Genomic DNA, 19,348 nt, shown 5'->3' on the forward strand with positions numbered 1-19,348 from the left:
TAAGCAAATTGTACCTTGATAACTAAATATTTATTTATTTTCTTCTTGACATCTTACAGCAGGTCTTTTTGCGTGATATGTAGTACTTTTACACTATTAATACGGAATTGATCATTGAAAGGTTTCAATTTTTGAAAAATTTTCTTAAATTTCGCACCACTAATTAGATATACGTGAACTTGCTGCAAATAGAACTTTAGAATAAAAGGATTATTGCTATTTCTACGAATATATCTATAACCACAAAACGGGGAGGAATAATTATGAACACATCAAAACAGCTAAGGAGCAGGTAAAGATGTAACTGAAAAAAGATGTTATACCGTAAAAAAAGAAATAACGCCATTTTTAATCACAATTTACCCATAATTCTTCTGTCATTTTCTCAACCAATTCTGGCATGCCGTGAAATTGAGCTGGTGTAGTTTGCTTAACTTTGCTCATGAATGGTTCTGGGGGATAGATGGAAAATCAAAATCGGGATTTAATTGCAGAAAATCATTGACACAACCATGTTAAATTGTAATAATAACTAAGATAAGTTTATACGGTTACCTTTAATTCAGTCCTGTGAGGCTGGCAAGGTGGAACAGAAGAGCTCTGTTTAATAGAAATCGAATGGTATTATTCCATATCTGATTTTGCACGTTCACATACACCTTGCCATGATTAGGCAAGGTGTTTTTATATTTTCTGAGGGTAACCGGAAAACCTAATTTTCAAAAAGGAGAGAAAAAGATGGCACAAAGGGAAATTCAAGTAGATGAACGCTTACCTTTTTTACAAAGTTTACCACTAAGCATACAGCACTTATTTGCAATGTTCGGTTCAACCGTATTAGTTCCAGTCCTATTCCAGATAAATCCGGCAACAATATTATTGATGAACGGAATTGGAACATTGCTCTATATATTTATTACCAAAGGGAAAATCCCAGCGTACCTTGGTTCTAGTTTTGCCTTTCTATCCCCAGTATTTGTTGTATTAGGGAACTATTCAGGAGGAGCCGGCTATAGTTATGCTTTAGGTGGATTCCTTATGGTCGGGATTGTTCTGTGTATCGTTGCATTCATCATTAAAATAGCTGGAACCGGTTGGATTGATGTCATCTTCCCGCCAGCTGCAATGGGTGCAATCGTAGCAGTTATTGGACTTGAGCTTGTACCAACAGCGGCTGAAATGGCAGGGTGGATCGCCCCGGCGGATGCAGGCACAAATTGGTCTGTTGATCCAAAAGTTGCTCTCGTATCATTTTTAACATTAGCAATCACAATCGTTTGCTGGGTAACACTGCGAGGATTTTTGAAAATTATTCCTATCCTGATTGGGATTATCGCTGGATATTTTATTGCATTTGCATTTGGACTAGTTGATTTAACAAAGGTTCAGGAAGCTGCATGGATTTCAATGCCAGAATTCTATCAAATGAAGATAGATTGGTCTGCGATTTTTATTATCCTGCCAGCAGCACTTGTTATTATTCCAGAACATATCGGGCACTTATTTGTTACGGGTAATATTGTCAATAAAGACTTAATCAAAGATCCTGGACTTGATCGCTCGTTAATGGGGAATGGGATTTCTACTATTCTTTCCAGCTTTTTTGGTGCAACACCAAACACAACCTACGGGGAAAACATCGGAGTTCTTGCAATCACCAGAGTCTATTCCACATGGATTATCGGTATGGCTGCAGTAGTAGCTATCATTCTATCATTTTGCGGAAAACTTGCAGCATTAATATCATCTATACCGACACCCGTAATGGGCGGGATATCGATATTATTATTCGGTATTATTGCAGTAAGCGGGATCCGGATGTTGGTTGAATCTAAAATCGATTATAATCGTTCCCAAAATTTAATCCTAACGTGTGTCGTTCTTGTCATCGGAATCAGTGGTGCATCTGTTCAATTATGGGGTTCCGTTGAATTAAAAGGAATGGGATTGGCTACGATTGTTGCAATTATCATCAGCTTGTTCCTTAAGCTGCTTGATGTGCTGAAGCTGTCAAATGAGTAAGTTTATATAGGTTTTTTCCTTGATTTTGACCATAGAAAAGAACCAGCTTCTGCCATGTTTTCACCTGTGTTTGCATTCTATTTACCACATGCTGTCAACATTTATTAATGGGGAAACATCAGAGCATGCCAAATTACATCAAGGATTACACAAGATAATAAGGCTAATTTTCAGTGTCTTTCTGAAAATCTAGCCTTTTGTCATTGCCCGTTTTAGGAAGTTAGCTATTTATAAATAATTGTTTCCTTCTTACTATAATTTGCATATGCACAATATCCCGATAAATAGCCTATTCCAAATTCACATTTATAATGAACTATTTTCCATTGAAGTACTGCTTCTTAAACTCCATTTTCCAGCTAAAATAGTCATTATCAGGATTTTTCTCATATCGCAAATATGCGTTAAACTTGCTCCCCTTTTTACTTGTTAACCCTTTAACATAGGCAGCTTTATTTTTCAAAAGCGCTTTTACCATCGTTTTTGTCGCTCTTTTTTTCATAGAGGCTAAATATTTGTCGTTTTTCCAAATGACAAACTTACAGCCACTCTTCCAATTACTGCAGCCAAATCCTTTTGCTCCTTCTATTATTTTACCTCCGCATTGTGGACAAGCACCCAGCACTTCGGTTGTCTTTCGTACTGCATTAACTTCATTGATGATCACATCTTGCCCATTTTTGATCGTTGCAACTGACTCTTCCGTGAATGAAAAAACTAATCTCAAAAACTCTTTCTTGCTAACATTGCCTTTTTGTATATCCGACAATGTCTTTTCAAGGCGCCCAGTGAACTCTAAATCAAACAGGTCTTTTACAGGGAAGGTTTCCACAAGTCTTCTACCCAGATCTTGGCACAATAGATTTTTTCCTTGGCCGAAAATATAACCTACGTCCTTTAATTTCTTGATTGTTTCTGCCCTTGTTGCCGCGGTACCGATGCTGAATCCAGTTAAAATACTTCCCATAACTTCATCGCTTTCATCTTCTTTATAACTTTTCCCGCACGTCTCCATCACCCTCAATAGTGTTTTTTCTGTGTGGTGTTTTGGTGGTTTTGTAACATGGGATGTAACCTCAGAATCTATTAAACGGACAGCATCGTTCACTTGTACAAGCGGTAAAAGATTATCCCTGGACTTTATATTCTCTGCCTTCTTCCATCCTTCCACTAGCTGTACCTTACCTTTAGAGATGAAAACCCCATTTACATCATCTATTGTAGTGGTAAGTTTTGTCTCTTCATATTCAGCTACAGGCATAAACTGCATAATGAACCGGTTTTTAATGGCGGTATAGACAATCTGTTCATCGCTTGAAAGCCGTTTCGGTTTTACATAAGTCGGAACAATCGCACTGTGGCTTTCCACTTTGGCGTTGTTAAAGACTCTTTTTGTTTTCATAAACTTAATTTCATCCTTAAACGGCAAATCATCTGTTAATGCCTTCAATACCTTTGCAGTTTTCCCAACCAGACTTTCTTCTAATGCAATGCTTGATGTTCGTGGATATGTAATGAATTTCTTTTCGTAAAGTGATTGTGCAACTTTCAATACTTTATCTGATGTCCAGCCTTTAAATTTATTTGTTATATACCCCTGCAAATTGGAAAGATTAAAGAGAAATGGAGGAAATTCCTTCTTTTTCTCCACACTTTTGTCCGTAATGGTTGCCTGCTTACTCTGGATCAATTCAAGAATATTAATGAGCTTGTCTTTTTCCTTAAATTTTTCCTCATTGTCTACTGTGTATGTACCTTCATATTCTTTTTGGTCCTTCGTTTGAAAAGTTGCAATAAGTTTAAAATAATCCTCAGGGACAAAACTTTCAATCTCCTTATCACGATCATAAATTATTTTCAATGTCGGCAGTAACACCCTGCCAATATTAAGGGCTTTACCTTTCCCCTTTTGATATTTTAATGTTGCAACGGAGGTCAGATTAATACCAATAACCCAATCAGCCCACTGCCTGCTAACCCCAGCATCCTGCAACGGTCTCATTGCTTCATTTGGTTTCATTTTTTCTATCCCTTGCAGAACCTCATCAGGTGTCCATTCATTTAACAGCAATCGATAAATCTGCTTTTTAGGCCTCGCTCGATAAATAATACTGTCCCCAATAACCTGACCTTCCCGATCATAGTCACATGCAGAAATGATCATATCAACATCGTTGCGCTTCATTAAAAAATGAATCGTTTTTAACTGCTTCTCTGCCCCCCGATCCGATCGCTGCCTATTCCTTGGATCATTTTTTACTTTATATTTAAAATTGGAAGGAATGAATGGAAAATTGTCCATCTTCCAGCGTGCCATCTTACTGTCATAGTCTTTTGCATCATACAACTGAACAAGGTGGCCAAACGCCCACGTGATAATGTAGTTGTTACCTTCAAAATAACCGTCTTTTTTATTCTTTATGTTTAATGCATCTGCAATATTCTTCGCTACAGATGGCTTTTCCGCTAGGATTAATCGCATTGGTAATCACCCGCTTATGTGTGTTTTCTAAATTGTTAATAGAATACTAGTGAAAGAAATTGGCAGAAGATAAGTGGAAGGTGAATCTAGTATACCTTAATTCTAACAGATAGTTTACTGAAATGGGTATTATCAAAAAAATGAAAGAGATTTTTTTTCTTCTAATTGTTTTCGTAGTTTCTGTAAACTGCGACATAAATGCTTGTGGTGATTTTGCATCATTTTGGACGCTCTTTGGTCCCGCAGCCCGTATACACTACGCTTTCCGTGGGCGGCTGATGATCCTCCTCACGCTGGGTGTTCGTCGTGTTGCAAGCATTTTCGGTGATGCTGCACTCCTCACAACTCGTAGCTTATTCGGTGGATGTTTTGCTCGTCGCTCCGGGGTCTCACCGATGCCTCATCTCCCACAGGAGTCTCCGTGTATACGGGCTGCTAGTATGTGCATATGCATATTTACGTGATACTTTGTTTTACATAAATAAAAGGAATTATTAAGCAAAACATCTGTGATACAAGTGTTATAATAATACCACTAACTAGAGTTGATATCTTATCATACACTTCACCAGCCCGCATCGATCCCGGACGGCGACCCGAGAATATTACGTCGCATTTTACGTCAATTGCAATTTACTAAACAGAAAAACCATTTTCTTATAGGAAAGAAAATGGTTTTCAGCAATTTATTCTGATATATAGTTAACCTTTTATATCACCGCTTAATTTTCCGCCCAAAAACTTAGCAACCTCAAGCATACCATATTTTCCGCTTTTTGCTTCGGCATCGCTATTATAATTGGTATTCGTATTAATATCATACGTATAAATTTCCCCATTTTTATCCTCGATAAATTCGATTCCAGCAATCTGTATATTGTTTGCTGCAAGAACTTTTTCATACTTTTTAAGAATTGGATGGTCAAAGTCCTCTCTAACTTGGAATTTTGACGGAGAAGGGGATTCTTCTTTATCGGCTGGACAATACAAATCATCAATTGTACATGCATCAGCTGGACATAGTTCAAAACCGTCTGATGTATCAACTCGAACAGCATAAACAAACTTGCCACCGACAAATTCACAACGAGTAATGAATGATTCCGGAGATTCGATATACTCTTGAATCAACGTAATTCCATCAACGGATGGTTCAAAATATTCGCCCTCCACATAATTTTGCAATGCACCTTCCGATTGGAATAGCTGTACACCCAGCCCTTTTCCTGCACGGTTGTGTTTCGTGATAAATTTCTGTCCTTTAAATGTTTCAGCTGCTTCCAGTAATTCCATTTTTCCTACAGCGGCCACTGTTTTCGGTGTTTTTATACCAAACTTTTCAAGCTCTAAATACTGTAATACCTTACTTACTTCCAATTGTAATGCCCGACTTCCATTGATTACGGTTCTCCCATGATGCTCTAACCAAGCTAACACTGCATTTGTCAGTTCTGGTGAATAACGGTGCCCTCTTGTATGTGATGAGGCACTCATTCTGTTATAGAAGATACCTTCAGGCGGGACTGATGTAAGATCAACTGAACCATTTTCCACCGACCAATCTTCATATGGGAGTTCCAATTCTTCCAATCTATTAAATAAATGCTCTGTCCATTCGTTGTTCTCATGTATGACATATATTTTACTCAACACTACCATCCCTCTCCTAGATGTTCGCTAAATTAGCCCGTAATTCCTCAACTTTAGGCATAACCTGTTTCGAAAATCGCTCCAATTCTTCCAGCTGCGGAGAACTCTGTAACAACAGTAAATCAACACCTGCTTTTTCATATTCTAAAATACGTTTTGCAATTTGTTCTGGTGTACCAATAAGATTTGGACGTAACCCGCGATTGGACACTGAATAATCCTGAAGCTGAATCTGTTGCTCAAGGTGTGATTTTGATGTGAAATCTTTAAATCCGGAATAGCCACTTGTATCCTTTACATCTGTAATACGATCTAATTCCTTGAGTGCTTCTTCCTCTGTGTCGCGGCAGATTACATAAGCTGCCATCCCGAATGATTGCAGAGGTACACCACTTACTAAACTACGGCGTTTTTTCATATCTGCAATCTTAGATTCCACTTCCTTCACTGTTCCACCATGCATAACATAAGCATCACAAAGCGAAGTGATCACTTGCTTTCCTTTATCACTTTCCCCACCAGCATAAAGAATTGGGTTTGGCCACTGAACTGGTTTTGGTGAAAGCTGCGTATTTTCAATTTGGTAAAACCTTCCTTTATACGAAAAGGTCTCTTCAGTCCATAAGCCTTTTAAAATTTCCAAAAATTCAATTGTTCGATCATATCGCTCATCATGCTCCGTAAAATCCCCACCATACTGTTTTGCTTCTCCAGCCCACCAGCCTGATACTACATTTAAGGTGAATCGGCCATTACTGATTCGATCTATATTTGCAGCCATTTTTGCAGTTACCGCCGGATTATGGAACAACGGGCGAACAGCAGTCATGATTTCAATTCTCTCTGTCACTGCTGCTAAAGCTGCTGCAGTTGACCAGGCTTCAAGGGAGTCCTGGTCTGTACCCTTAATATCGTTTAAGTATAATTCTGCAATTAATGTTGTGTCGTAGCCCCATTTTTCCGCTGATTGTATAACATTCTTTGCATACCGAAATGTCGCTGGCATCCCTTCGTCTTCCACATTTCTAAGCCATCCCCCAAAAATGGGCAGCCAAAAACCATACTTCATATACCTTCACTCCGTTCCCATCTTAATTGAAGTTAATCATAATAAAACTCTTTTCCGGATAGGAAAAGAGTTTACGATCAATGAAGATTTTCTACTCTTCCTATCTTTCAAGCTATCACGCTTGCTGGAATTGGCACAGTATTCGAATGAAGAACCTGTTGCCGAGGTTTCAATGGGCCATATCCCTCCACCTCTCTAGATAAGAAATAAAACATACTATTCATAGTTATTTAATATGATATTAAGTTAAAAGGGTGTTATCTGTCAATTATTTTGTTCAAACTTTCTTACATTAGATGTAACTGGTGATATGAATACTAAAACTTACCCGCCGAATAATTGCCGGACGCAGGATCCAGTCGCCAAATCCCTATCCCCTGCTCCCCATCATACAATTCCCGCACTTTACAAATCCCCAAAAAATCTGTATGATAGATTAAGTGATTTTATTTACCTAGGTAAATATCGAGGTGAGACAATGTCTAATTTTAACAATCGAAACTTATTTCACTTGCTGAATCAACGGGTTCGGTATTTGAGCAAAGAAATAAACAGTCGGCTTCTTGACCATGGATTGTACGCTTCTCAATGGTCTATTATTTTTTGTCTTGAAAAGTATGGACCAATGACACAAACTGCAATATGGAAATATTTAAATGTGGAAGCCCCAACGGTTACACGCACACTTTCGCGAATGGAAAAAAGCGGATGGGTAGTCAGGAAGCAAGGGGAGGACAAGAGAGAACGCGTCATCGAATTAACTAAGGAAGCAAGACAAAAGTTCACTCAAATTCAGCAAGCGACAGACCAAGTAGAGCGGGAAATGGTAGCATGTCTATCCGCAGAAGAGAAAGAGCAGTTATATTTACTGCTAAAAAAGCTTGGAACAGATTCAAATTGAAACACAGAAGAATACGTAATACATCATGAGAGGAAGCAGAAAATGAGTAATACAAAACAACAGCCGATTTGGACCAAGAGCTTTATCGGCATTTCCATGACACAGTTCATGGTATTTATGATTTTTTATACATTATTAACCACACTCCCTATATATGTTATTAATAATCTGGGCGGCTCTGAGGCTGATGGTGGATTAATTGTCACAGTCATGTTGATAGCCGCTATTATTGTTCGGCCAATCTCTGCAAAACTATTAGATACAACAGGTAAAAAAAGAGGACTTGTTTTAAGTGTTGCCTTATTTACAGTGACTACATTCTTCTATATCTGGATTGATTCATTCATTCCTTTACTCGTATTGCGATTCTTTCATGGCTTATCGTTTGGTGTAATCACCACCGCTACTGGAGCAATTGCGGCAGACGTTATTCCCCATGAAAGGCGCGGTGCGGGGCTTGGATATTTTGCAATGGCAATGAATTTAGCTGTTGTAGCTGGACCGTTTATCGGCTTGTCATTGCTGCAATTTGTAACCTTTAAAACACTATTTATTATTTTAAGCATACTTATGATAGCTGGCCTTATTTTTTCAATGAGTGTACATGTCCCACAGGAAAGCAATGATACCGCAAAAGCAACCAAGCATAAATTTTCACTCAGCGATTTGATTGAAATAAAGGCAATACCAATTGCATTAATAAGCAGTTTCGTTTCCCTGGCATATGCCAGTATTCTTTCTTTTATTTCCGTTTATTCCGAATCAATTGGTCTATCGGCGTCCGCAAGCTATTTCTTTTTAGTCTTTGCAATCATTATGCTTTTGTCGAGACCATACTTTGGAAGAACGTTTGATGTAAAAGGACCAAATCACGTTATTTTACCTTGTTTGTTTATATTTGCAGTCGGTTTAGTAACATTAGGCTTTACAGGATCTGCATGGATGCTGCTTTTATCGGCTGGACTTATCGGTTTAGGATATGGCACATTACTGCCAAGCTTTCAGACGATGGCAATTCAAACTGCACATCATTCTAGAAGCGGTCACGCTACAGCGACATTTTTTATGTTATATGATTCCGGTATTGCGATAGGATCCTTTGTATGGGGACTTGTTGCTGCGGGAGTTGGTTTCCAAAACTTATATCTTATAAATGCAATCTTAGTTGTCGTGGTAATTGGACTATTTCTACTGTACCAATCCAGACAGCAGAAAGAAAAGTATGCAGAGAAAAAGGTTTACCGGGAAATACAAAGTTCAGAGTAAAACCAATGCCTGGTGCAATATAGCACCAGGCATCATTTTATTTACCTCCTTGTACCTGACTCTAAATTCGTATACGTTATATGCATATTTATCGTTATTGCCGGGTATTGATCATTGATTTGCTTTATCGTTAGTGCCCTGATTTTACTTCTGATTTGTTCTTTAATACCAATTGGATCAATGTTTTTTTCTTGAAAGTTTTTTATCATCTCTTCCGCTTTCTTATGTAGTTCTTTTTCCAGATCCTTTTTGATTTTCCCCTTATCTCGCAATACCCTATTGCCGGTATATTCTCTGATTACCCCTATAATTTCTATATCCAATAATATATTAATACTTCCATTCTGCTGGTTAACGATAACTTTTCTATCGGTATCAATATTTTGAATGGCGGCTTTAAATTCCTTTCTTTCAAGGACATAATCTCCATTTTCTATATCCCCGTTTAATAGGTTAAAAACAAAGGAATCTTCAATAGGAATTTGATCAATATAAGTATCTTTTTTAAACAATGCAATAGCATCAATTTTCGGTTTGCCGTCCACCATTCTAAAATAAGGTAAAAACGGGTCACATGTTTCACATTCCAGGCTATAGGTAAATGTCTTTAAGTTTGTATCCGGGTGTTTTTGGCTTTGAATATTGTGCTTAATAAGATCTGATAAATAGACACCCGCGCCTTTCATGCTCTTTATTGAGCTTAATAATTCATTAGTGGATCCTTCAGTAACTGCAAGGTAAAGTCCTGATCCAATACTTGGTTCACGCAGCAAAAAGTCAGTATAATCTTTAACACCATGTTTTGCCAGCTCTTCATTGAATAATACGACAGCTAATTTACCATTCTCCAGATCTTCTGACGCCTCCGTATTTAGTTTTGTGTCTAAATCATATATCATAGAAGCATCATCAGTATATAATATATCCTGAATTTCACCTTTCTGGAGAAAAATCGGCGTAGCAATGGTGCCTTTTAATGTATTTTCATCCACATAATCATACCCGGCAACGGTAATCATTTGGATTTTATCAATGATCCGTTTTGGCATGGTAAAATTAATGGTAATACTGACAAAAATAAGAATGAAAAAAGCTACATATTTAAGAGGCATTCCGTTTCACCTTTCTGCTAATGAAATGCATGACAAATAATATTGGGATATAAAACAATAATCCAACCCCTATTTTTGTTATAAAATCACTTGCAAGCAAGATTTTTTCTCTGCCTTCAATAACTATACAAATAAAATAAATTACAGTTAATAAAGTAATAGAAATCCATTTTTGCTTTATATGTAAAACTCTGTATAAGGTTCTGCTGCTCCCCCATGTATACAGTGCTAAATTAGGCAATATGACAAAAAACAATGTAGATATGCCAATATATTCAAAACGATCCAAAAAAGGCAGCTCAACAATTTTCCATAAGCCGAGTGTTGGCCAAATAATATCTTTTATCTCATGCTGACTGTAGTAAATATAGGAGACAAAACAAACAACAACGTATATGGATGTTGTGTATAAATTTCCAAAATGAGCATATTTTTGCGATTTACTGGACTCCTTGATAAATGGACAATAAATCATCAATGCGCCAATCCCCAGGAAACTGAACATGGCTAATGCCGATGATTGAACTATTTCCATTAATGAATGATCGAATACAGGTAAAATATTTGTGATTTTTGAATATTTCAGTGGATATATTAAGGCAAACATTAATGTAAATGGATATACAACTCCAAGAAAGCAAACGCCAACCACAATTCTGAATTTACCTGAAATAATATAGTAAATAAGCGGCATGATTAATAGTAATAATGCCCATAGCTTTACATCCGGGAACATCCATACTTGAATAATTTCCATGTAAGAACGTAAAACGACAGCCGCGAGAAACATTAGATAAAAGGAAATAATGATCGAGATGAACGCTCCGATCCATTTCCCATAAATTTCTCTATGTATAGCCGCAAAATCTTTTCCATTGTATTTATTTAATACCTTATACATAAGCCAAATCAAAATATGAATAATGATCCCCGCTACTATAATAGATATCCACGCATCGTGACCGGCATATTTATTGATGACACTTGTAAAACTAAGAACCCCAACCCCGATTTGTGCACCTGTAATTAGAAAGAAGGCCATAAGAGGCGGTACCTGGTCTTTATCTTTGATCATAGCAATTATCCCTCTACTCAAGATGTGTCATTTTTGCCATTACTCGTCTCTCGTAACACTTTTTCTGATCTTACCGCGAATGGACGCTTGTCCTGTAGGTTAAACGGCAATCTGATAAAAGCATCTTTTAAATCCTTTGGCCTATACGGAAATACCGGCTCAAAAAATGGCCTGCCAAGCGATGTAAGCTTTAGCAAATGAACCATGATATATGCTATACAAATACTAACACCCAAAAGTCCATATACATGAGCGAATAGCAGCATTGGAAAACGAATCAGCCTAATGGTATTGCCCATTTGATAAACCGGGGTTGTAAAAGAGCCCAATGCCGCTAATGCAACAAGGATTAACAAAACATTGCTTGTCAGTCCGGCTTCCACTGACGCGGTCCCGATAACAATACCGCCAACGATACCAATTGTTTGACCAACCTTTGTCGGCAATCTCGCTCCCGCTTCCCGCAACAGTTCAATCGTTAATTCCAAAATTATTGCTTCTAATATGGGTGGAAATGGTACTTGTGACCGTGAACTAACTAATGTACCAAGCAGTTCTTTTGGAATTATTTCGAAATGATGTGTAAGGATAGCTACATACAATGGTGTAACCAAAATGGAGAAGAATACAGCAAATACCCGAATTAAACGAAATGCCGATGCAATCGTCCAATTTAGAAAGTAATCCTCAAATGCTGAAAAAAACTCAACTAATGTAGTCGGACCAATTAAAACATGTGGTGAATTATCAACGAAAATAGCGACCTTACCTTCAGCCAAGATAGCTGCAATCCGATCCGGCCGTTCCGTATCAAGTAATTGCGGGAAGGGTGAGTTTATATTGTCCGCAATTTTTTGCTGAATATAGGAACTGTCGATAACCTGATCCATATCCATGTCCTGTATACGTTGTACAACTGTATCAACATTATTTTTATCGGCTATTCCTTTGATGGAAACAACCGCAACTTTTGTCTTTGTAATTGTTCCAACTTTCATTTTTTTAATGGTCAGCTCGGGTATGTTTAATCGTTTGCGAACTAAATTCAAGTTCGTATCAATACTTTCAACAAAAGCTTCCTTTGGCCCAACAACACTAAATTCAACCTCTGGGCTGGTTATCTGCCGGGTTTTCATTAACGGTACCGGGATTAGCAAGTACTTCTGTTCGGATTGTTCCATATGAATAAAAAGAAAACCTTCTAGAAGATTTCGCCTTATTTTGCTTACATCATTTGTTAAAAACGAATTGGCAATTGGAATAATGTTGTCTAATTCCTCTAAATCTGTATAGTTGAATTCCTGAACATAGGGAAGGACAAATGCTTCTATTTTTTTATTATCGATTGCTGAATTAAAATAACCTATAGAAAGCTTGTCCGTACCGTGGTCGATCTGATAGTCTATAAAATCATCACTGTTTTTAAGGTCATTAAACAGCTTTTCAAATTCACGCTGTATCTTTTTTTCAGTAAGTTTCTTTTTCATGGGGACATCCTTTTAGTTTATCGAGGTTAACTATTCTTAGTATAAAATAATGGAGTTAAATTATTCATATACTTGCGAGATGTATTTTTTCCTAGCCTAATCCGATAACCCACTTCTGTGGATTATCTTAGTGAAAAAGAAACAAGAGAAAAATAACTTGGTCAAAAGGATTTTAATCAAAAAAAATCCGAACTACAATTTCATCAATTAGAATTTGTATTCGTTCGGATTTTTTAGGTATTCATAACCCTAATGCTAATTGTCTGTAAACTGCGACATAAATGCTTGTGGTGATTTTGCATCATTTTGGACGCTCTTTGGTACCGCAGCCCGTATACACTACGCTTTCCGTGGGCGGCTGATGAGCCTCCTCGTGCTGACGCACTCCGGGGTCCCACCGATGCCTCATCTCCCACAGGAGTCTCCGTGTATACGGGCTGCTAGTATGTGCATATGCATATTTACGTGCTACTTTGTTTTACATAAATAAAAGGAATTATTAAGCAAAACATCTGTGATACAAGTGTTATAATAATACCACTAACTAGAGTTGATATCTTATCATACACTTCACCAGCCCGCAGCGATCCCGGACGGCGACCCGAGAATATTACGTCGCAGTTTGCGGCAACTACTTATTAAGAACCTTACCTGAAAAAATAATGCCTTTCTTATAGTCGTTCTTCTTTAGTAGCCCAAAATAATAGTTATGCCCTAGTCTCTTTACCTATTTTACTTCTTTACATGCACCAGAAATAAACAGTTTATCTGGACGCCGCAATTAATTTTACAATTTGATCGATGATATCTGGACCTTCTTCTTCATCTAATAAATTATTGATCATAATGGAGAAAATGAGTGTCTTCCCTAGACTATTCTCGGTATAGCCTGATAATGTACTAACTCCGAAAATGGTGCCGGTTTTCGCTTTCACCTTTTCGCCTAGTTCCTTCATTCTATCACGCAATGTTCCGCCAATCATTCGATCAGAATGTCCCGCCACAGGCAATGAATGTAAAAAAGAAGAAAACCATTCCATATCCTGTACAGTGTTAAGTAATTTTGAAATCTCGTTGGCCGGAATCAGATTTATATGAGATATTCCTGAACCATCCCTAAGCAATAGTGTGTCCGTTTTCATTCCAAATTTAGCTAATTCATTCTCTACAACTGTCAAGCCCGCTTCCCAGCTCCCTTCACCATGAACGGTTTTCCCCAGTTCTTTTACTAAAATTTCAGCATGACCGTTATTACTTAATTTCATAAATGGTACAAGCAGGTCTGATAAAGGCATGGATTGATGCGAAAATAACAGATTCGCCCCAGCAGGTGTTACTGCCTGCTTAGCATTACCGCTCCACGTAATTTCATATTTCTTTAAGGCATGAAGAAACAGGTCAAGCGCATAGCCGGTCGGTTCCCAAACAGATATCCACTCTTTAACAGCTGAGGTCCTGACAGGGATAGCTCCCTCTATTGTAATATGATTCGTTCCATGTACTCGATTAATCGTAATATCAGCTTCCATATCACCTAAAACTGTTTCCGCTTTATTTGTAATTTTAACGTAATCGGTCCCAGGAGAAAGCTTTACGAAAGGTTTATCTCCCTGTACAATGCCAGGCGTTACTTCCACTATGACAGAGCCGGCATCATAATCTGTATTCGGCGAAGCAGTAAGGGCCGAAACCTGTGCACCATAGTAATAATGCTCATCACTCCAGTTTAAATCTGCAGATAACCGAACATTGTCATACCAGCTGTCATCGCCTACAATGTCTCCTTCTATGTGCGAAATTCCGGATTGCCTGATTTTTTCTGCAAATGTTTCAAAGTCTTTAGGCAGCAAGGTTGGATCGCCCTTTCCTCTTAAGTAAAGATTGCCAAAAAGCTTATTATCTTTAACAGGGCCATCTGTTAACAATTCTGTTCCAAATGTATAAGCACCACCTAATTTCGAAAGTGATGCGGCTGCCGTCAGTAATTTCATATTGGAGGCTGGGCGGAGTCGAACGTTTCCCATATGATCAAATAGTTTCTCACCCGATGACGCGGATCGGATACTTATTCCAATTATCGCATCATCCAACATTCCTTCTTTTTTTATAAAATCATCTATTTGCTGAAATGATCTATTCCTTTCCGTCGCATATTCCGATTCTGTTTGCTGGTTCAACAGATTTCCCTCCTTGGAATTTCGGTTAAGTGATAAGCAGTACAAAAACTCCCTAACCCTCTTTATAATAATTCCATATACCTGCAGCAGATTCCTCTGAATAATGAAGTGAATTTTACCACCTTCTATTCTATTTCAGATTTCCATTTCTTTATCCAGCTTATAAATTCGATAATCAATTGACAAAAATGGCACGGAAAATAGCCACATTGTGTGCTTAGCCTTAAGAATACCTTCCTCTATTTCTTCCACATCAAATTGCTCCTCAAATGGTAATTTGAATAAGTTACTTCCAATCGCCAAATATATTCCCGAATCAGCATTGCTTGTTCTTTTCTTGCTGGTTAACCGCAAATCTCCTCCATATTGATTAAGCTCTAAGATTCCAATCATAGAAGACCATGGTAATGGTAAAGCGATGTTCATGTAGGTCCTTCCACTTTCCTGGTGTGATGAATAAAGAGCGACAAAAACGATATCTTCGTTTATTTTCCGAACCCACGCCCGTACATTACTTCTGCCATCTTTCTTATCATCAATCGAAAAAATATCCCCAGTCATTTCCACTGATTTACTGGAAAAAGGCAAATTGATTTGTTGCATTTTATGACTGAATAAACGATAAATTCCTGCAAATGGCTTAAACCAGGAACGCCACTTAACTTCGGCTAATAGTCGATAGGCAGTGGTATTTTCATAGAAATCCTTTACCGTTGTGGACAATGTTTCATTAATATCCGGTTTGTACATATCCATATCGTCTACTAATCCATTATACTTTTGGCTATCTGTCTTACTGATTAGAAACTTTTCACCAATCTTCCCTTTTCCACTAAACCGGCTAATAGGGAAACTGCATTTATTATAATTAGCACTTGGAACTTGGACAGACCAGCCAATTACTCCCATTAAAGCAAACACAATAGAATTTGTAATCCCATGGAAATACAGCATAAAGTCTATGGTTATATGAAATTGATACGTTACATTCCCTAGAGCATATAGGAGTGAAAATAGAATAGAAACACCCAAAGCCGAAAATGAAATCCTCGTGAGTCCTTTTTGAAGAGGAAGTTGGTCTGCAATTTTAAAAGATAGAATTATCAGCCCATAGATACCAATGATATAAAGAATCACTGCTAATAATTCCACAACCCTCGAATAGGTGATCCCTATTGCTACTGCGATTGGAGATAACAGGATTATAATACTTATCCATTTGTAGAATGCTGGTTTATATAATCTTCCAAGGAAACCGGCAAATACTGGCAGCAAAAATGCCGAGTAATGAAAATGGATACCTGTAAGCCATGACAGCATTGAGGAGAAACCGGTCTCGATATTCCCCTCATATGCCAGAAACCATGCACCTCCAATAGTCAAATAGATCATCCCCATATCAATCATGAATTCCTCCAGATGAATAAAACCTCTGTTTAGAAAACGTACGAACCCGCACAACGCAACCATTAATGTAAAGATAAAATAAGGCAATGCTAAAAACAAGTCCCACGGTGTATCATTTGTTACCTGCAATATTAATACTGCCAGGGATGCCAAAATGAAAAAATAAGGTAAATACCATGGAAACTTCTTGTTATCTCCTTTAAAAATCAAATCCAAGACCAGAGGTACAAAAATGATTTGTGCTGAAGTTAACATTAAAAAATACCATGGATGCGGACTGAAAATAATAATAATAATCAATAAAATTATATTAATGATACCTAGCTTACGAAATGTCATCAGTTTTCAATTCTCCTTCATATAAAAAACAGGTCCAATTAATAGATTCCTTACAGCCACATTGATTGATTATACAACTGCTAAAAACCGGACGTATTGTTGAGATGATGGTGTCTTACCTTTCCGCCTATCTTTCTAAGACATCAAAACTAAGTGCTGTTTCCCAACCTGCCACATCCCTTCCATTTCGGCATTTATCGGAATTCTAACGTAAAATTGCTATGCTTTTCAATATAATCACCATTTAATGGTTCAAGTTTAACATACACACTTATGAACAAAGACAGGAAATAACATTTTAACAACACGAAGGGCTGCCCCCTGGTTTGGAGGCAGCCCCTTCATACTGTGGTTATTAGCCTTTCTTCGGATCAGTTGATTCATCTTCATCGTTCATAATATCATTTGTAGTTCGCTTGAATTCTGATAATGTCTTGCCAAATGCTGAGCCAATTTCCGGCAGCTTTTTGGGACCGAAAATGATCAGGGTAATGATTAGAATTAAAATCAGCCCTGGTATGCCAATATTCGAAAGCATTTTCTAACACCTTCTTTCCATACTCATTAAGCTATACCGCAATCAGAATCCTTTTACGCAAGCATACCACCGTCTTTAGAGAATTTCACAATCCCTTCAGCTGCACGATACGCTAAAGCTCCTACCGTATCCGTCGGGTTATATCCACCATTGTGCGGGAATGCCGAAGCACCGACAACAAATAAATTTTCCATATCCCACATTTGCAAATAATTATTAACAGCAGAAGTATCGGGATCCGCCCCCATAATCACACCGCCAGTATTATGGGTCGACTGATAGGTTGTGATATTATAAGGACCTAAATCCTCCATAGCATCAATTTTATCTGCACCCATCTCCTGAAGAATTTCTTTGGACTTTTTAGCTGTAAATTTAGCAAGCTCTCTGTCCTGATCCCTGAAATCGTATGTCATCCGTATTAGCGGGTCTCCAAAGGTATCCTTATAAACCGGATCCAGATCCAGGTAATGCTGTTTAAACGGCATACTGGCTCCCATTGCACCAATAGACAATGTTTGGTTGATATATTTCAGGGAGTTTTGCTTAAATTCTTTACCCCAGGTAGGAGAATCTGACGGAATCGGATTGTTTGCTATCGGTCTTGCTCCAGTTTGCGTCAAAGCAAGGTAACCACCGTGGATAAATTTTAAATTTGAATGGTCGAAATTATCTCCATTAAAGTCATCGATAACCATACCTAATGCACCTGCACCAGCAAATGAATTAAACTTTTTGTCCTCAAAATAACCCGAAGCCGCACCTTTAACAACTTGATATGCATAATTTTTGCCTACTACTCCGGTTCCAGTGGATGAATCGTAAGGACGTCCAATTTTGGAATTCAGCAATAGCTTTACATTATTAAACACATAGCTTGTCAAAACAACCATATCTGCTGGCTGTTCGATTTCTTCACCAGTCGTTACATCCGTATAAAGCACACCAGTTGCCTTGCCGCCCTTATGTAAAACCCGTCTGACCCAGGAATGTGTTCTCAAGTCAAATTTACCTGTCTTTTTTGCAACGGGAATTACTGTAACAACAGGGTCTGCTTTAGCACCATACTCACAGCCAAAACGTTCACAAAACGCGCAATATTGGCAGGCTGACCTAGCTATTCCATCAGGATTCGTATACGATTCTGATAAATTAGCAGAAGGTATTGTATACGGATGATACTTCAAATTTTCCGTTGCTTTTTTAAACATTTTCATGGAAGGCGTATGCTTCATTGGCCCAGTCGGATATTTATCAGATCGTTTTCCGCCAAGCGGGTTTTCTTCACCGGATATGCCTGCCATTTTTTCAAATTTATCGTAATATGGCTCCAGCTCATCGTACGTAATTCCCCAATCCTGAATGGTCATATCAGCTGGTATTTTATTCTTGCCGTAACGATCAATTGTTTGACTGCGTATTTCAAAGTCATACGGAAGAAAGCGAAATGTCTGTCCATTCCAATGAACTCCAGCACCGCCAAGTCCATCACCAAAAAGGAATGAACCATATTGACGCATTGGCAGGGCACGCATTTTTTCATTGCCACGAAATGTAATGGTATCTTTAGATAAATCCTGCATTAGTTCATAACGAAGCGCATACCGTAATTCGTCATGCACCATATAATAATCCTCTGTTTGACGTTCTTGCCCTTTTTCCAGGCCAACGACGTTTAGACCTTGTTTCGTAAGTTCCGAAGCTATAATGCCGCCGCCCCAGCCTACACCGACAATTACCACGTCGGTTTTTGGTAATTTTTTAGCCATTCTGTCACCTCACAAATTTGTTGAGTAAACATTAATTAGAAATATCAGCGTTGC

General features: G+C 38.0%; 13 protein-coding genes and 1 riboswitch. Of the genes, 3 read left to right on the forward strand and 10 right to left on the reverse strand.

Annotation, left to right across the window (positions count from 1 at the left end; translation table 11 throughout):
* Positions 1-738: 738 nt before the first annotated feature.
* A complete protein-coding gene (gene uraA, locus IEV74_RS18060) occupies positions 739-2,022 on the forward strand; it encodes a uracil permease (RefSeq protein WP_188456765.1) in 1,284 nt (427 codons plus the stop codon).
* A gap of 316 nt (positions 2,023-2,338) precedes the next feature.
* Here the strand turns inward: uraA and IEV74_RS18065 are convergent, their stop codons facing one another.
* The 3 genes from IEV74_RS18065 to IEV74_RS18075 all read right to left on the reverse strand — a co-directional run bounded on the left by IEV74_RS18065 (position 2,339) and on the right by IEV74_RS18075 (position 7,223).
* Positions 2,339-4,504 carry a type IA DNA topoisomerase gene (locus tag IEV74_RS18065; protein ID WP_188456766.1) on the reverse strand — a complete coding sequence of 722 codons (2,166 nt, stop codon included), beginning with the start codon at positions 4,502-4,504 and terminating at the stop codon, positions 2,339-2,341.
* 702 nt (positions 4,505-5,206) lie between these two features.
* Positions 5,207-6,154 (reverse strand): ATP-grasp domain-containing protein, encoded by a 948-nt coding sequence (locus tag IEV74_RS18070; protein ID WP_188456767.1) that lies wholly within the window; start codon positions 6,152-6,154, stop codon positions 5,207-5,209.
* A 16-nt stretch (positions 6,155-6,170) separates the two neighbouring features.
* Positions 6,171-7,223 carry an LLM class flavin-dependent oxidoreductase gene (locus IEV74_RS18075; RefSeq protein WP_188456768.1) on the reverse strand — a complete coding sequence of 351 codons (1,053 nt, stop codon included), beginning with the start codon at positions 7,221-7,223 and terminating at the stop codon, positions 6,171-6,173.
* Between the two features lie 97 nt (positions 7,224-7,320).
* Positions 7,321-7,429, reverse strand: a riboswitch (SAM riboswitch).
* Between the two features lie 272 nt (positions 7,430-7,701).
* Here IEV74_RS18075 and IEV74_RS18080 point away from each other — a divergent pair.
* A complete protein-coding gene (locus IEV74_RS18080) occupies positions 7,702-8,124 on the forward strand; it encodes a MarR family winged helix-turn-helix transcriptional regulator (protein WP_188456769.1) in 423 nt (140 codons plus the stop codon).
* Between the two features lie 42 nt (positions 8,125-8,166).
* Positions 8,167-9,390 (forward strand): MFS transporter, encoded by a 1,224-nt coding sequence (locus tag IEV74_RS18085; protein ID WP_188456770.1) that lies wholly within the window; start codon positions 8,167-8,169, stop codon positions 9,388-9,390.
* Between the two features lie 41 nt (positions 9,391-9,431).
* Here the strand turns inward: IEV74_RS18085 and IEV74_RS18090 are convergent, their stop codons facing one another.
* The 7 genes from IEV74_RS18090 to IEV74_RS18120 form a co-directional block, all read right to left on the reverse strand.
* Positions 9,432-10,502, reverse strand: coding sequence for a Ger(x)C family spore germination protein (locus IEV74_RS18090; protein WP_188456771.1), 1,071 nt, complete (start codon positions 10,500-10,502; stop codon positions 9,432-9,434).
* A complete protein-coding gene (locus IEV74_RS18095; RefSeq protein WP_188456772.1) occupies positions 10,492-11,577 on the reverse strand; it encodes a GerAB/ArcD/ProY family transporter in 1,086 nt (361 codons plus the stop codon). The genes IEV74_RS18090 and IEV74_RS18095 overlap by 11 nt, the downstream gene beginning before the upstream one ends.
* Positions 11,578-11,594: 17 nt before the next feature.
* On the reverse strand, positions 11,595-13,064 hold the full coding sequence (locus IEV74_RS18100) for a spore germination protein (RefSeq protein WP_188456773.1): 1,470 nt from the start codon (positions 13,062-13,064) through the stop codon (positions 11,595-11,597).
* Between the two features lie 764 nt (positions 13,065-13,828).
* Positions 13,829-15,241, reverse strand: coding sequence for a D-alanyl-D-alanine carboxypeptidase/D-alanyl-D-alanine endopeptidase (gene dacB / locus IEV74_RS18105; protein ID WP_229683247.1), 1,413 nt, complete (start codon positions 15,239-15,241; stop codon positions 13,829-13,831).
* Positions 15,242-15,376: 135 nt separating this feature from the next.
* On the reverse strand, positions 15,377-16,987 hold the full coding sequence (locus IEV74_RS18110; protein WP_188456774.1) for a YndJ family protein: 1,611 nt from the start codon (positions 16,985-16,987) through the stop codon (positions 15,377-15,379).
* A gap of 355 nt (positions 16,988-17,342) precedes the next feature.
* Positions 17,343-17,525 (reverse strand): twin-arginine translocase TatA/TatE family subunit, encoded by a 183-nt coding sequence (tatA, locus tag IEV74_RS18115; protein WP_188456775.1) that lies wholly within the window; start codon positions 17,523-17,525, stop codon positions 17,343-17,345.
* A 53-nt stretch (positions 17,526-17,578) separates the two neighbouring features.
* Positions 17,579-19,294, reverse strand: a complete 1,716-nt coding sequence (locus IEV74_RS18120) for a GMC family oxidoreductase (RefSeq protein WP_188456776.1) — start codon at positions 19,292-19,294, stop codon at positions 17,579-17,581.
* Positions 19,295-19,348 lie beyond the last annotated feature (54 nt).

The organism is Virgibacillus oceani, assembly GCF_014638995.1.
GTDB classification, from domain to species: Bacteria; Bacillota; Bacilli; order Bacillales; family Amphibacillaceae; genus Virgibacillus_E; species Virgibacillus_E oceani.

What these genes read in the sequence shown, in the direction of transcription:
- uraA (WP_188456765.1), top strand. Translation starts at nt 739, where the DNA reads ATGGCACAAAGGGAAATTCAAGTAGATGAACGCTTACCTTTTTTACAA.
- IEV74_RS18065 (WP_188456766.1), bottom strand. Translation starts at nt 4,504, where the DNA reads ATGCGATTAATCCTAGCGGAAAAGCCATCTGTAGCGAAGAATATTGCA.
- IEV74_RS18075 (WP_188456768.1), bottom strand. Translation starts at nt 7,223, where the DNA reads ATGAAGTATGGTTTTTGGCTGCCCATTTTTGGGGGATGGCTTAGAAAT.
- IEV74_RS18080 (WP_188456769.1), top strand. Translation starts at nt 7,702, where the DNA reads ATGTCTAATTTTAACAATCGAAACTTATTTCACTTGCTGAATCAACGG.
- IEV74_RS18085 (WP_188456770.1), top strand. Translation starts at nt 8,167, where the DNA reads ATGAGTAATACAAAACAACAGCCGATTTGGACCAAGAGCTTTATCGGC.
- IEV74_RS18090 (WP_188456771.1), bottom strand. Translation starts at nt 10,502, where the DNA reads ATGCCTCTTAAATATGTAGCTTTTTTCATTCTTATTTTTGTCAGTATT.
- IEV74_RS18095 (WP_188456772.1), bottom strand. Translation starts at nt 11,577, where the DNA reads ATGATCAAAGATAAAGACCAGGTACCGCCTCTTATGGCCTTCTTTCTA.
- IEV74_RS18100 (WP_188456773.1), bottom strand. Translation starts at nt 13,064, where the DNA reads ATGAAAAAGAAACTTACTGAAAAAAAGATACAGCGTGAATTTGAAAAG.
- IEV74_RS18110 (WP_188456774.1), bottom strand. Translation starts at nt 16,987, where the DNA reads ATGACATTTCGTAAGCTAGGTATCATTAATATAATTTTATTGATTATT.
- tatA (WP_188456775.1), bottom strand. Translation starts at nt 17,525, where the DNA reads ATGCTTTCGAATATTGGCATACCAGGGCTGATTTTAATTCTAATCATT.
- IEV74_RS18120 (WP_188456776.1), bottom strand. Translation starts at nt 19,294, where the DNA reads ATGGCTAAAAAATTACCAAAAACCGACGTGGTAATTGTCGGTGTAGGC.